This is a genomic window from Micromonospora sp. WMMD1155 (genome assembly GCF_029581275.1).
Taxonomy (GTDB): domain Bacteria; phylum Actinomycetota; class Actinomycetes; order Mycobacteriales; family Micromonosporaceae; genus Micromonospora.
The window spans coordinates 3,606,717-3,620,510 of sequence record NZ_CP120742.1 but is presented as its reverse complement, the minus strand read 5'-3'; the positions used below and the strand labels follow the sequence as shown (position 1 = coordinate 3,620,510).

Annotated in this window: 10 protein-coding genes and 1 pseudogene; 4 read left to right on the top strand and 7 right to left on the bottom strand. The window is 71.7% G+C overall.

The features are described from left to right. Positions 1–98: 98 nt before the first annotated feature. From O7617_RS16600 to O7617_RS16590, 3 genes are all read right to left on the bottom strand, one after another. Positions 99–1,739, bottom strand: coding sequence for an ABC transporter substrate-binding protein (locus O7617_RS16600; protein ID WP_282264548.1), 1,641 nt, complete (start codon positions 1,737–1,739; stop codon positions 99–101). A 582-nt stretch (positions 1,740–2,321) separates the two neighbouring features. Then, the gene (locus tag O7617_RS16595) at positions 2,322–3,005 is read right to left on the bottom strand and encodes a response regulator transcription factor (RefSeq protein ID WP_282264759.1); all 684 of its coding nucleotides are present in this window, start codon (positions 3,003–3,005) and stop codon (positions 2,322–2,324) included. A 2-nt stretch (positions 3,006–3,007) separates the two neighbouring features. Further along, positions 3,008–4,273: an ATP-binding protein gene (locus O7617_RS16590; RefSeq protein WP_282264758.1), complete on the bottom strand. Its 1,266-nt coding sequence runs from the start codon at positions 4,271–4,273 to the stop codon at positions 3,008–3,010. A 155-nt stretch (positions 4,274–4,428) separates the two neighbouring features. Between O7617_RS16590 and O7617_RS16585 the strand changes: the two genes are divergently transcribed. The 3 genes and pseudogenes from O7617_RS16585 (at position 4,429) to O7617_RS16575 (ending at position 8,249) form a co-directional block, all read left to right on the top strand. Beyond that, positions 4,429–6,222 (top strand): PspC domain-containing protein, encoded by a 1,794-nt coding sequence (locus tag O7617_RS16585; RefSeq protein ID WP_282264547.1) that lies wholly within the window; start codon positions 4,429–4,431, stop codon positions 6,220–6,222. Continuing rightward, positions 6,219–6,404 (top strand): annotated as a pseudogene (locus O7617_RS16580) (hypothetical protein); the annotation flags it as partial. The gene O7617_RS16585 and the pseudogene O7617_RS16580, both read left to right, overlap by 4 nt. Positions 6,405–6,995: 591 nt before the next feature. After that, complete coding sequence (locus tag O7617_RS16575) at positions 6,996–8,249, top strand: phosphatidylserine decarboxylase (RefSeq protein WP_282264546.1); 1,254 nt, start codon at positions 6,996–6,998, stop codon at positions 8,247–8,249. Between the two features lie 89 nt (positions 8,250–8,338). Here the strand turns inward: O7617_RS16575 and O7617_RS16570 are convergent, their stop codons facing one another. The 3 genes from O7617_RS16570 to O7617_RS16560 form a co-directional block, all read right to left on the bottom strand. Beyond that, positions 8,339–9,277 carry a CDP-alcohol phosphatidyltransferase family protein gene (locus O7617_RS16570; RefSeq protein WP_282264545.1) on the bottom strand — a complete coding sequence of 313 codons (939 nt, stop codon included), beginning with the start codon at positions 9,275–9,277 and terminating at the stop codon, positions 8,339–8,341. Between the two features lie 345 nt (positions 9,278–9,622). Beyond that, complete coding sequence (locus O7617_RS16565) at positions 9,623–10,528, bottom strand: NUDIX domain-containing protein (protein WP_282264544.1); 906 nt, start codon at positions 10,526–10,528, stop codon at positions 9,623–9,625. Positions 10,529–10,728: 200 nt separating this feature from the next. Then, positions 10,729–11,679 carry an NUDIX hydrolase gene (locus O7617_RS16560; protein ID WP_282264543.1) on the bottom strand — a complete coding sequence of 317 codons (951 nt, stop codon included), beginning with the start codon at positions 11,677–11,679 and terminating at the stop codon, positions 10,729–10,731. A 143-nt stretch (positions 11,680–11,822) separates the two neighbouring features. Here O7617_RS16560 and O7617_RS16555 point away from each other — a divergent pair, with 143 nt between their 5' ends. Next, positions 11,823–12,191, top strand: a complete 369-nt coding sequence (locus O7617_RS16555) for a PspC domain-containing protein (protein WP_278142621.1) — start codon at positions 11,823–11,825, stop codon at positions 12,189–12,191. A gap of 7 nt (positions 12,192–12,198) precedes the next feature. On the opposite strand, the gene guaA is transcribed toward O7617_RS16555, so the two are convergent. Next, the gene (gene guaA, locus O7617_RS16550) at positions 12,199–13,755 is read right to left on the bottom strand and encodes a glutamine-hydrolyzing GMP synthase (protein ID WP_282264542.1); all 1,557 of its coding nucleotides are present in this window, start codon (positions 13,753–13,755) and stop codon (positions 12,199–12,201) included. Between the last annotated feature and the right edge of the window lie 39 nt (positions 13,756–13,794).

Sequence of the window (13,794 nt, the reverse complement as noted above, 5' to 3'; positions counted from 1 at the left end):
CAACGTGCGAATGGAGTGTTGTAACACCCACTCGCGGAACGGCCCCGGGTCGGGCTCACCGGATGTGGCGAGCCCGACCCGGGGTCAGACCGTTCGGATCAGAGCTCGACCGAGGTGATGTCGATCTCGCCGACGTTGTTCAGCTCGAGCTTCTTGATCTTCTCCGAGTGGCCGGACTGCTGGCCGTAGAAGTAGACCGGGATGCTCGGAACGTCCGCGTCGACCTTCTCGACGGCCTTGGCGAACGCCTCGTGCGAGGCCTCCAGGCTCGGCGCGGCGCTGGCCTGCTTGGCCAGAGCGTCGACCTCGGGGTTGCTGTACAGACCGTCGTTGGAGGAACCGTTCGTGACGAACAGCGGGTTGACCCAGTTCTCCACGTCCGGGTAGTCCTGCTGCCAGGCAGCACGGTACGGGCCGGTCATCTTGTGGGCGTTGATGTTCTGGCGGAAGACCGCGAAGGTCGGCACGCCCTCGGCCCGAGCGTTGATGTTGAGGTTGGTCTTGATCTGCTGCGCGACGGCGTCCATCCAGTCCTTGTGGGCGGAGTCCGCGTTGTAGTAGAAGACCATCTCACCGGTGAAGCCACCGGCCTCGGCGAGCAGCGTCTTGGCCGTCTCCGGGTCGAACTTGCAGGCGGTGCAGTTGCCCGGCTTGGCGCCCGGGGTCAGCGGGTTCGCCCAGCTGTCGGCCGGCTTGCGGGTACCGAAGAAGATCTTGTCCGAGATCTCCTGCCGGTTGACGGCGAGCGAGATGGCACGACGCAGCTTCGGGTTCTGGAAGCGCTTGTCGTAGATCGGGAACGCGATGAACGCGGTCGTCGGCGTGACGGTGTTACGGCCCCGGTCACCGAGGTCGGTCTTCCACTTGTCACCGGCGAGCGCCGAGGTGGGAACGACCTCCATGAAGTCGAGGTTGTTCGCCAGCAGGTCGGCGTAGGCGGCGTTGTCGTCCTGGTACAGCTTGACGTCGACGTCCTTGACCTTCATCTTGTCGCGAAGGTTGTAGTCGTCGAAGCGCGTCAGCTTGATGAGGGCGTTGTCGTCCCACGACACGAACTTCACCGGGCCGTTGGCGATCGGCTTGCGGCCGAACTCCTCGGGCTTCATGGTGAAGAAGACGTCCGGCAGCGGCATGAAGGCGCTGTAGCCGAGCTTGGTCGGGAAGACCGCGGTCGGCGCCGACAGGGTGACCTCGAAGGTCTGGTCGTCGATGACCTTCAGGCCGGACAGCTTGTCAGCGGTCGGCGCCGGGGCCTTCTTCGGGCCGTCCGGGCCGTCCGGGTCCGAGGTGTAGGTCTGGTCGAAGCCCGCGATGTCCGCGAAGAAGGTGCCGTTCTGCGCACCGTTCGGCGAGTAGGCGGCCCAGTTCCAGGCGTCGACGAAGTTCTTCGCCTTGACCTCGGTGCCGTCGTGGAACTTGGTGCCGGCCTTGATCTTGATCGTGAAGACCTTGGAGTCCGTGGTGTTGATGGACTCCGCCAGCGCGTTACGCGGGGCCCCACCGTCGTTCGGGTACTCGACCAGGCCGGTCCACAGCCAGTCGATGATCTTTCCGCCGCCGGTCTCCGTGGTGTTCGACGGGACCAGCGGGTTCTCCGGCTGGACGCCGTGGACAACGATCGAGCCGTCCTTGCTGGCGGCAGCGTCGCCGTCGCCATCGCTGCTCGAGCAACCGCTCGCGACAAGCGCGGCAGCCGCGCTGAGCGCGATCGCGCTCGTCGCCCGCTTCGAGACTCTCATTCCGAGGGGCCTCCTCTTTCTAACCAGGTTCCGTCGTGGGTTTCACGCACGTTTGGGGGTGACACCGCCCGACCACCCCGGGGCGCGGGTCGCCGGGACCACAGGGAAGTTGGGGACACCCCTGATGTACCGATCCGCCGGGCTCCCCCGCCACCGAGGCGCGACACGACGCAGGAGACACAGCCACGAACCGCCGCGAGCGGCGAGGACATGGTCGTGGGCCGTACGGAGTGCCACACACCGATGGTGAGGTGCTGCCACTGTGACACCCACTGGCCGCTTCCGTGAAGGTGCCGTTATCAAGCCGTTAGTTGCCCGGCACGTTGCCGATACTTGAAAAATGATCACAAAACGGTCGGCTCGGGCTGCGTTGAGCAGGAAATACGTTGCGTCACCCGCTCATCGGGTCCCGGCCCGCGCGCCGGCCCTGAGCGAACGGTGACCGATAGGACGTCGGTCATTACCCACTTTTCGACCCGTCCGGACTAGGTCGACTTCGGCTGCACGGACACGACCATCGGCTGGGTGGACGAGGGCGCCGAGATCGTTTCTCTGATCCTCAGCGCCGGGTGCGGCACCGGGTCAGACGAGGCGGCGGTCCGCCGCCCAGCGGGACAGTTCGTAGCGGTTGGACATCTGCAGCTTGCGGAGCACGTTCGACACGTGCGTCTCCACCGTCTTGATGGAGATGAACAGCTCCTTGGCGATCTCCTTGTACGCGTACCCCCGGGCCAGCAGCCGCAGCACCTCGCGCTCACGGTTGGTCAGCTGGTCCAGCTCGGGGTCGGCCACCGGGGCATCGGGGCGGGCCGCGAAGGCGTCCAGCACGAAGCCGGCCAACCGCGGACTGAAGACCGCGTCCCCGTCGGCCACCCGCCGGATCGCCGCGGCCAGCTCGTCCGGGGAGATGGTCTTGGTGACATACCCCCGAGCGCCGGCCCGGATCAACCCGATCACGTCCTCCGCCGCGTCGGAGACGCTCAACGCGAGGAACTTGACCTGCGGGTGCGTACGCCGCATCGCCTCCAGCACCGCACGACCACCTCCGTCGGGCATGTGCACGTCGAGCAGCACCACGTCCGGCCCGATGGCGGCTATCCGGGTGACCGCCTCGGCCACCGTGCTCGCCTCGCCCACCACCTCGACGTGCGCGCCCAACTCCGCGCGCACCCCGGCCCGGAACATGGCGTGATCGTCCACCAGGAACACCCGCAACCGCTCGGGGCGGGCATCCGGGTCGAGGTGCTCGGTCGACTGCTCGGCCATGGTCATCTGTTCCTCTCCGCTGCGGACGAGTCCCGGGAGATCGGCAGGATCAACCGAACCTCGGTCCCCTCCCCCGGACCGGACCGGATTTCGGCCCGTCCGCCGTGCCGCCTCATCCGCCCGATGATCGAGCCGCGTACGCCGTGCCGGTGGTCCTCCACGGTATCCGGATCGAAGCCCTTGCCCCGGTCCCGGACGAAGACGCTGACCTGATCGGGCTCCACCTCCGCGTAGAGGGACACCGTCTGCACTCCGGCGTGCCGGGCCGCGTTCACCAGCGCCTCCCGCGCGGCCGCGACCAGCGCCCCGACCTTCTCGTCGGTCTCCCGGTCACCGACCACCACCGCCTCCACCGTGATCGCGAAGGTGTCCTCGACCTCGGCGGCGGCCTGCTCCAGCGCGGCGGCGAAGCGCTCGCTCGGCGACGCGGTGGGTTTGTAGAGCCAGTTGCGCAGGGAACGCTCCTGCCCCCGGGCCAGCCGCTGCACCATCTTGACGTCGCCGGCGTTGCGCTGGATCAGCGCCAACGTGTGCAGCACCTGGTCGTGCACCATCGCGGCCAACTCGGCCCGCTCCTGCTCGCGGATGCGGCCCTCGCGCTCCGAGCGGAGCTGACTGTACGTCCGCCAGAGCACCGGTGCGGCGACCACCCCGACCCCGGCCAACCCGACCAGCGCGAAGATCACCCCGTTGATCACCGCGTCGAAGTTCTGGGCCGGCGAGTAGACCGCCGCGACGCCGATGATGCCGACCGCGACCAGCACTCCCCCGCCGATGAACCGCAGCACGAAGGCCCGCCGGTCGCTCTCCTCGACGACCGCCCCGAGCCAGGGCACCGGCATCGTCTCGCCCCACTGCCGCCGCCGCTCGGGTGCGGACTGGTGCCAGATGACCCCGGCGCCGACCGCGATGATGGCCACCAGCCAGCCGGCGGTGCCCGCCGCGCCGACCGAGTCGAAGACCATCACCTGGATCAGCAGGACACCGAGCCCGATCCCCACGAACGGCAGGAGCTGCGCCACGTCACGCCGGGGCGGCACGGCGTTGTCTCCGGGCCGCAGCGGCACCACGGCCCAGAAGGCCGCGTAGAGCAGCAGGCCGAGCCCGCTCAGCCCGAGCAGGACCATGAACGCGACGCGTACCCGCAGCACCGAGATGCCCAGATGGTCGGCGATGCCGGCGGCGACACCGGCGGCCATCCGGTGCTCCGGGGCGCGGTAGAGGCGCGGGGGCGTGCTCACGGTGCTGATCGGAGGCTCCCTGGTCACGGTGGCGGGCGGGTCGAGGTCGGTGACTCGATCGTCACACGCTGCGTCGTCCACGACCACGGGGACGCCCCCGACATTCCGGCCCCCGGATCTCAGGGTGGGGTCAGGGTCGGGTCCTGAGGTCGTTCGGGTGCACGGGGCAGCAGGATCGAGGCATGACCGAGGAAGCTGCCCCGCCACCCCGCCCGGGGTCGGCACCGCCGGAGGGCGCGTCACCGCCCCCACCGGCTGCGACGCCCGGCGCCGGGACCGAACCCAGCGCGCCCGGCCCGCACCCGGGCACCACGCCTACCGATCCGTCCGGCGGCTATCCGCCGCCCGGCGGCGCGAGCCACGGCCCGCAGTTCGCGGCCGGCACCGGTTACGGGCCTCCCGGCCCGGGCGGTGGTCCCGGTCCGTCCGCGCCACCACCGCCACTGGGTGGCACCGGCTTCACCTCGCGGTACGGGTTGGTCCGGCCCCGCGAGGGGCGGTATCTCGCCGGCGTCTGCGCGGCGATCGGACGGGCCACCAACACCGACCCGGTGCTGTGGCGGGTGTTGCTCGCGGTGCTCGGGTTCTTCGGGGGCATCGGCATCCTGGTGTACGTCGCCGCCTGGCTGATCATCCCGAACGAGGGCGACACCGCCTCCCCGGTCGAGTCGATGCTCGGGCGCGGCCGTTCCAGCATGTCGCCGGTGACCGTGATCATCCTGAGCATCCTGGTCGCGGCCAGCTTCGGCTACATCGTCACCGACGCCTTCCGCGCAGTGCTGCTCGGCGCGGCCATCCTGGTGGCCGGCGCGCTCCTGCTCAACCGGGACAGCCGCAACCCGCAGGCCGGCACCGCGGGCGGGCCGATGCCCGCCGCACCGACCGGCACCCCACCCGGTCCGGTCCCACCGGTGACCTGGCCGGCGCCGTCGTTCGGCGCGGCCCCGTCGACCGGTCCACTCACCACCACAGCGGCCCCGGGGGCGAGCGGCGACCCCGCCCACGCCACCGTGACGACGGGAGGGACACCCACCGTGGCGTACGACGTACCGCCGACCGGTGGTCCGCAGCCGCCCACCACCGGGCAGCCGGTCTCCGGCGCGGGCCCGGTGTCCGGGCAGCCGGCCGGGACGACGGCCGTCCACCCCGGCTGGCCGGCACCGCCCACGGGTTGGCCGAGCACCGCCGCACCGAGCGTCGGTTGGCCGTCCGCGCCGGTGACCGGGGCGCCCACGGCTCCGTCGGGCTACCCGACCGCCACGCCGCCGTCCGCGTACCGCCAGCCGTTCGCTCCGCACGGCCCGTACGCCTCGCCGACCCCGACGCCGCCCCCGCCCAAGCCACCGAAGCCGCCGAAGCGCCCGAAGGAGCGTTCACCGCTCGGCGCGGTGACCTTCTCCCTGATCTTCCTGGTCCTCGGCATGGTCGCCCTGCTCGACCTGCTCGACGTCTTCGCCATCAGCGCCTCGGCGTACTTCGCGGCGGCGTTGGCGACGATCGCGCTGGGGTTGCTGGTCGGCACCTGGTTCGGTCGGGCCCGCTGGCTCATCGCGCTCGGCCTGGTGACCGCCGCGGCACTGGGCACGGCGACGATCGCCGAGTCCTACGACCGGATCCGAGGGGTAGACGGCGCGGTGACCTGGGCGCCCACCGACTATCGCGACCTCGCCGACCGGTACGAGAACAGCTTCGGTGACGCCGTGCTCGACCTACGCGGTATCGACTTCACGAAGCGGGACACCCAGGTCACCGTCGCCATCAACTTCGGCCAGGCGACGGTTGTCGTACCGCCGAACGTCGACGTCACCACGGTGGCCGACGTCAACGCGGGCGATGCCGACATCTTCGGTAACCGGTCCGGCGGGTTGGACGGTCGCCTGCGGGAGTTCACCGATGTCGGCGCGGACGGGCCCGGCGGCGGGACCCTGCGCCTGTACGTCCACGTCAATGCCGGCAACCTGGAGGTGACCCGGTGAAGGCTCACCGCACGGATCTGGTGTCGTTCGCCTTCGGGCTCGTGTTCCTGGCGCTGTCCGGCTGGTGGCTGCTCGCTCAGCTGCTCGGGCTCGCCCTGCCGGCGGTGGGTTGGTTCCTGGCCAGCGCACTCATCCTGATCGGCGTCTTCGGGCTGGTCGGCGCGCTGCGCTCGGGTCGGTCGCCGCAGCCGGAGGCGACCCCCGGCTCCGGTGCCACCGACGCCACCGCGCCGGTCTCGGGCGCGACCGCACCCGTCTCCGGGGTCGCGGTGCCGACCTCCGGCGACGCGGTGCCGACCTCCGGCGACGCGGTGCCGGTCTGGGAAGCCGGCCGGTCCACCTGGGACGCTCCCCCGTCGTCGGCGACGCCGGAGCCACCGACCGCCGAGATGATCCACCCGGCCTGGTTGGCTCACCCGCCGGCGGAGCCGCAGACGTCCCCGATCCCCGGCCGGCCCGACGACCGGCACGAGGAGCCGACCGTCGGCCTCGGCACCGGAGCAGCCCCGGTCGAGGGAGACGAGCCGACCCGGTCAGCTGACCCGGTGGAGGCCGTCGGCGACCAGACGGACGACGAACGGGAGGGCCGGCGCGGGAACCTCTGATCCCGACGTCGGCCGGCGGCGGCCCACTCCACCGCTACGGCGGTGCGGCTGGCGCGAACGGGCGCATATGCTGGCCGGTGGAGATCTCGCCCTCCGCCGGCCGGCCCGTCCCGCCATGGCGGTCCCGCCGCGATTCCCGTCTCTACCCCCGTCAGGAGCCCGCCCGACATGACCCAGTCCCCCGCCGTGCGCATCACCGGCCGGTCCGGTCCGGTCCGCATCGGCGAGCGAGCCGCCCGTACGCTCGTCACCGAGCTGGCCCGGATCAACGATCCCAAGGCCGCCCTGCTGGTCGGGGCGAGCCCGGACTCCGCAGTGCTGGCCGCGGCGATCGAGGCGCTGCTCCCCGGTGACCGGCTCACCGTGGTACCCGTCGAACCCGTCGGCGCCACCGCGCTCCGCGAGCATGTCACCGCCCAGGGCCGCTGGGTCGCCGACCGGGTGAGCGTCGTCGACTCGCTGGCCGAGGCCGAGCCCGCCGAGGTCGTCATCGCCGGTGAGGCGTTCGTCGGCACTGCCGAGGAGACCCGTGGCGGCATCGAGGGCCTGGCCAAGTACCTCTCCGACGGTGCGGTGCTCAGCGTGGCCACCGTCGCCGCGCCCGGCCGGACGACCGGGGCGGCCGCCGAGCTGGCTCGACAGGACGCGCTCAACGGCGTCGGCACCGACCTGGTGGTGCGTAACTCCCCGCCGGTGCGGGTCTACCGGCTGCGGTTCACCCCGGCCAGCCCCGCCTCGGCCGACCGGTTGGCCCCTGCGCACCGCCCGTCGAGCGTGCCGCTGACCCGCGGCATGCACATCGACTCCAACGGCGTGGCCGCGGCGGGCATCGCGCTCGGCCTCGCGGCGCTGGCCCGGGTGGCGCGTCCGTCGTCCAAGCTCTGGTTGCTGCCGGCGCTGGCCGCCGGGCCGGTCGCCGCGTTCTTCCGCGACCCCGAGCGGGACGTGCCGGAGGACCCGTCGGCCGTGGTCGCCAGCGCGGACGGCAAGGTCCTGTCGGTGCAGCGACTGCACGACGAGCGTTTCGGCGACGGCGAGTGGCTGCGGGTGGCGGTCTTCCTGTCGGTGCTGGACGTGCACGTCAACCGTGCCCCGGTCGCCGGCAAGGTGGTCGACTACTTCGTCGCCGACGGTGGGTTCGTCAACGCGATGAAGCCGGACGCCGAACACAACGTGGCGGCGTACACGGTGCTGGACACCGCTCGCGGCACGGTGGTGGTAGCGCAGCGGACCGGGTTGATCGCCCGGCGAATCGTGCAGCGCGCGCCGATCGGCGCGCTGCTGGCCAGGGGCGAGCGCTTCGGTCTGATCCGGTTCGGCTCGCGGACCGACGTCTACCTCCCGGCCGAGGCCGCGGACCCGTTGGTCGGGCCGGGCGACAAGGTGGTCGGCGGGTCCACGGTCATCGCCCGCTGGCGCTGACCGACGACCCGTCATCGCCCGCCGGCGCTGAGAGGCGAACGCGAAACGGGGCGCCGCCAACCGGCGGCGCCCCGTTCTGCTTGCTGTGGTCAGGCGGTGCGGCGCTGCCGCAGCCAGAGCACCGGGCCACTGACCAGGTAGCCCACCACGATCAGGGCGAACGTGATCCGAATGTCGATCAGCGCGCCGATCACCGGGGCCAGCCAGAGCCACGGGGGCAGCTTCACCAGGCGGGCGAGCTTGGCGTACGGGAAGCTCGACACCATCGCGAAGGCCAACAGCGCCACACCGGCGACCAGCACGGCGCCGGGCACCGGCAGGCCGATCGCGACGGTCACGGCGAGCACCGCCGCCGCCATGGTGGTGGGCACCCCGCAGAAGAACCGGCCGTCCTTCGGCGAGACGTTGAAGCGGGCCAGGCGAATCGCGGCACAGGCCGCGACGAGCGCGCACGCCACCGCCGCCGCGGCGGTGGAGACGGAGCCGGCCAGCGACGCGTAGACGACGACCGGCGCGGCGAGACCGAACGAGCACATGTCGGCCAGGGAGTCCATCTGCGCGCCGAACGGGCTGGCCACGCCGAGTCGACGGGCCAGGGCACCGTCCAGGCCGTCGAAGGCCACGCAGGCGATCAGGCAGAGCGCGGCGACGCGCACCTGGCCCTGCATCGCCAGGAAGATGGCCAGCATGCCGAGCATCAGGCTGGCCAGGGTGCAGGCGTTGACCAGGCCGAACTTCATCCGCCGGGCCATGGTGCGCTCGCCCGGGAGCAACGGGATCGACCGAGCCGAGGCCTCGTCGGCCTGCGCCATCGGTGGCATCGCCGGACTGACCGGCATGACCGCTTCGATCTCCGCCCGCCGGACGCTTCCCGCCGGCCGGCTGAGCCGGTCCAGGCCGTAGCGACGGCGCTGCCGATCGGCGTACCGGTGCTCGGGTGATGCCACGTCGGTCGGGAGCAGGTCGCCGTCGCGGCGGCCGACCCGGACCAACAGCACCTGGCGGGCGAACGTGCTGCTGCGGCGCAACGGGCCCGCCCAGCGACGCCCTGCGGGGCGCGGACTGTCAGTAGTACGACGCCGGCGCCATGGGGCTCTCGGCACGTTTCCTCCATCACCGGATCGGCTGGCCGCCGTGTGGCGGGTGTCCGGCTGTCTCGTGCCGGACCTTGCGTGGCCCGGCAGCCGTTTTGCGGAGTACACCATCGCATAGGGGAACATGGCTTGGCGATAGCTGCCGGCGGTACTTATATCTGGCTTAAACCGCTCGAACCGCTCGCTTGTTCCCATCCCGGGCGTCATCGCCCGTTTCCTCCATCATTCCCGCCTTTGACTGTACCGGAGGGTCACCATCTCGGCTCAGTGAGCGGCGTGCTATCGGCCACTCTGTCCGATTGCTGCGGCAGCGATGTCGCTCAACGGCAGGTCAGCAGCCTGGGCACTGGTGAACCAGGCGGCCCTCGCCGTCGAACCCCCGGCGGATTCGGTGACCACCGCATCGGTTGGTACGTCCACCAGCACCCGATAGATCACCCGTACGCCGTGCCAGTCCAGCGGACGGCCCTCCGGGCCGAGTGCGGCGGGGTTGTGCAGGTTGTCCACTCCGAGGAGGTCCACCACCCGGCCGACCTGGCCACCCTCCTCGACCAACTCCCGGAGCAGGCCGGTCGTCGGCTGCTCACCGTGATCGGTGCCCCCACCGGGCAGGTGCCACAGGCCGGCACCCGGATAGCCGTCCGCGATCTGGGTGAGCAGGATCCGCCCAGCCGGATCGGTGACCAGCCCGTACGCCCCGAAGCGCAGCCGGCGATCAGGGTGCGCCGGCGGTAGGGGCTCCGGCGGCCGGTGCGTTCCGGAGGGCAGTGGCGTGACCGGCCGGCCGAGCACCTCGGCGGTGAACGGCGTCAGCGTGATCAGCGCCGACTCGGCCGAGGTGAGCCGGCGAACCTGGTCGACCGGGCCGCCCGGCGCGCCGACGCCTGTCGTGTCATCGCCCGCGGTGAGGTCGAACACCAGCCGGTCGGTGTGCGTTGCGACACCCTCGGGACGCTCGGTCACGTCGGCGATCACCGTACGCAGTCGACCCGTGGTGACGGTCAGCCCCGTCTGCTCGGCGACCGTGCGGACGACAGCGCGCTCGGGATCCTCGGCGTGCTCGACGGCACCACCCGGCAGCCGCCAGACCCCGGGAAACTCACCGTCGCCCCCGTCCCGCACCACCAAGATCCGATCCGAGTCCCGCAGAACCCCGTAGACCCCCACTCGCCGCGCAAACCGCACCCTCGCCCCTCCCCCGCGTCGACCGACCCATCGATCATGAAGTTAGCCCGTCCGGGTCGCGGCAGTCGGGTCACGTCATGATGCACGCGGAATCACGGAAGGCGCGGTATCCCATCGCCTGGATACCGCGCCTTTCCGAAAGCCGAGTCGATCAGAGGGCGAGCACGGGCAGCCCCCGGTGGTCACCCGGGAGAGCTGGGTCAGGTCAGTTGGGCTGCTTGGACTGCTTCGGCGGTCACCTCGGTGAGGCGGTCGGTGGGGAGGGCGCCCAGCTCCTCGCGGCCGAACCAGCGGGCTTCGCAGGTGGAACCGCCGACGTCGGCCACGGTCAGCGGGTTGGGCTTGTCGACGACGATGCGGTAGAAGGCGCGTACGCCGTGCCAGTCGATCGGGTAGCCCTCGGGGCCGAGCGAGGCGGCGTCGCGGTGGCTGGCCACGCCGAGCAGCTCGACCAGGCGGCCGGTCTGCCCGGTCTCCTCGACCAACTCCCGGATGAGGGCCGCGCCGGGCTGCTCGCCGTAGTCGGTGCCGCCGCCGGGCAGGTGCCAGCAGCCGGCGCCGGGGTAGCCGTCGGAGACCCGGGTGAGCAGCACCCGCCCGGCCGGGTCGGTGCAGACCGCGTACGCGGCGAAGCGTTGCGCCCGGTGCAGCCCGTCCGGGCCGGGCACCGCGTAGAAGGAGGGGAACTCCGGCGGCTCGTCGGGCACCACGTCGGCCGAGGAGGTGGGCAGCCCGAGGGCACGCGCGGTGAACGAGCGCAGCGGCAGTGTGCGTGCCTCGTCGAGCGTGTACCAGCGGGCCAGGTCGGTCGGGCGCTCGCCGACCCGGTCGGCCAGGGTGCCGCCACGGACCGCCACCCGGTAGATCAACCGGTCGGTGTGGATCGTGATGCCCCGCTCGGGCAGCGCCCGCATGTCGGCGAGCACGTCGGCCAGGCCGGAGACGGCCACCGAGAGACCCGTCTCGGCGGCGGTCTCGCGGACGACTGTGTGGTTCGGATCCTCGCCGTGGTCGACCGCCCCACCGGGCAGCGACCACGTGCCGGGGGTGCCGGAGCGCTCCGATGCGCGGACCAGCAGGACTCGGCCTCTTGAATCAGCACAAACTGCGTATGCCGCGATCCTGCGGAGCGGCTCGAGCATGGTGGTCACGGGAGCAAATTCTCCCCGGGCCGGGTTACCGGAACGGAAAAGAGTCAGATTCCTGACTGTCGGACCCGGATCAGGGATCGGTCAGGGTAAGGATCCGGGCGGTCACCGAGGGCGGGCCGGGCGGCAACGCGGACCGTGGGGGTATGACATCCACCGCCGCTCCCCACGCCCCGTACAAGCAGCTCCGACGCCCCACCACCGACCGCATGGTCGCGGGGGTCGCCAGTGGCGTCGGCCGCTACTTCGCCGTCGACCCGACACTCGTCCGGGTGGCGTTCGCCGTCACCGGCCTGCTCACCGGCGGGCTCGCGCTGTTCGCGTACCCGATCATGTGGTTCCTGATGCCGGAGGAGCCCACCGGCGCGCCGGCCTGGCCGCACCCGGCGGGCGTCGCGCCGCAGGCGGGCCCGCCGCCCACCGCCGGGCCCGCGCCCGGCGGACCACAGCCGGGGTACGCGCCGACGCCGCCCTACCCGCCGACGACCCCGTCGGACCCGCCGCCGGCCGCCTGACCGGCGCTCACTCCCACTCGATGGTGCCCGGCGGCTTGCTGGTGACGTCCAGGACCACCCGGTTCACCTCGGCCACCTCGTTGGTGATCCGGGTGGAGATCCGGGCGACCACCTCGTAGGGCAGTCGGGACCAGTCGGCCGTCATCGCGTCCTCGCTGGAGACGGGGCGCAGCACCACGGGATGCCCGTAGCTGCGCCCGTCTCCCTGCACACCGACGCTGCGCACGTCGGCGAGCAGCACCACCGGGAACTGCCACACGCCCCGGTCCAGGCCGGCGGCGGTCAGCTCCTCGCGGGCGATCAGGTCGGCCTCGCGGAGCAGGTCGAGACGCTGCTGGTCGACCGCGCCGATGATCCGGATGGCCAGGCCCGGCCCCGGGAACGGGTGCCGCCAGACCATCGCCTCGGGCAGGCCCAGTTGCAGGCCGAGCGCCCGCACCTCGTCCTTGAAGAGCGTGCGCAGCGGCTCGACCAGGGCGAACTTCAGGTCCTCCGGCAGGCCGCCGACGTTGTGGTGGCTCTTGATGTTGGCGGTGCCGGTGCCGCCGCCGGACTCCACGACGTCCGGGTAGAGCGTGCCCTGGACGAGGAACTCCACGTCGCCGTGCGAGGCGATCTCGCGGGCCGCGGCCTCGAAGACCCGGATGAACTCCCGGCCGATGATCTTGCGCTTCTGCTCCGGGTCGGTGACCCCGGCCAACGCGCCGAGGAACCGGTCCGCGGCGTCGACCACCTTCAGCTTGATGCCGGTCGCGGCCACGTAGTCCTTCTCGACCTGCTCGGCCTCGCCGGCGCGCAGCAGACCGTGGTCGACGAAGACGCAGGTGAGCTGGTCACCGACCGCCTTGTGCACGAGCGCCGCGGCGACCGCCGAGTCCACCCCGCCGGACAGGCCGCAGATGACCTCCTTGTCGCCGACCTGGGCGCGGATCCGGGCGACCTGCTCGTCGATGATGTTCTCGGGCGTCCAGGTCGGCTCGATGCCGGCGATGTCGTAGAGGAAGCGGGTCAGCATCTCCTGCCCGTGCGCGGTGTGCCCGACCTCCGGGTGAAACTGCACACCCGCCCGCCGTCCGGCCAGGTCCTCGAACGCGGCCACCGGCGCGCCCGCCGACTCGGCGGTGACCGTGAAGCCCTCCGGAGCCTCGGTGACGCAGTCGCCGTGGCTCATCCACACCGGCAGGTCGGCGGGCAGGTCCCGCAGCAGCACACCGGGGTCGAGGAGGCGGGGGCGCAGCGGCGTGCCGCCGTACTCACGGTTACCGGTCTTCGCGACGGTGCCACCGAGCGCCTGGGCCATCGCCTGGAAGCCGTAGCAGATGCCGAAGACCGGCACGTCGGCGCTGAACAGGCCCGCGTCGATCTGCGGCGCGTCCGGCGCGTAGACGCTGGACGGGCCACCGGAGAGGATGATCGCGGCGGGGTTCTTCGCCAGCATCTCGGCGATCGGCATCGAGTGCGGCACGATCTCGGAGTAGACCTTCGCCTCACGGACCCGGCGGGCGATGAGCTGGGCGTACTGGGCTCCGAAGTCCACCACGAGGACGGGGCGAGGCAGGCTCATGTGCACAAAGCCTACCGACAGTCACGGCCACGCCCGGCA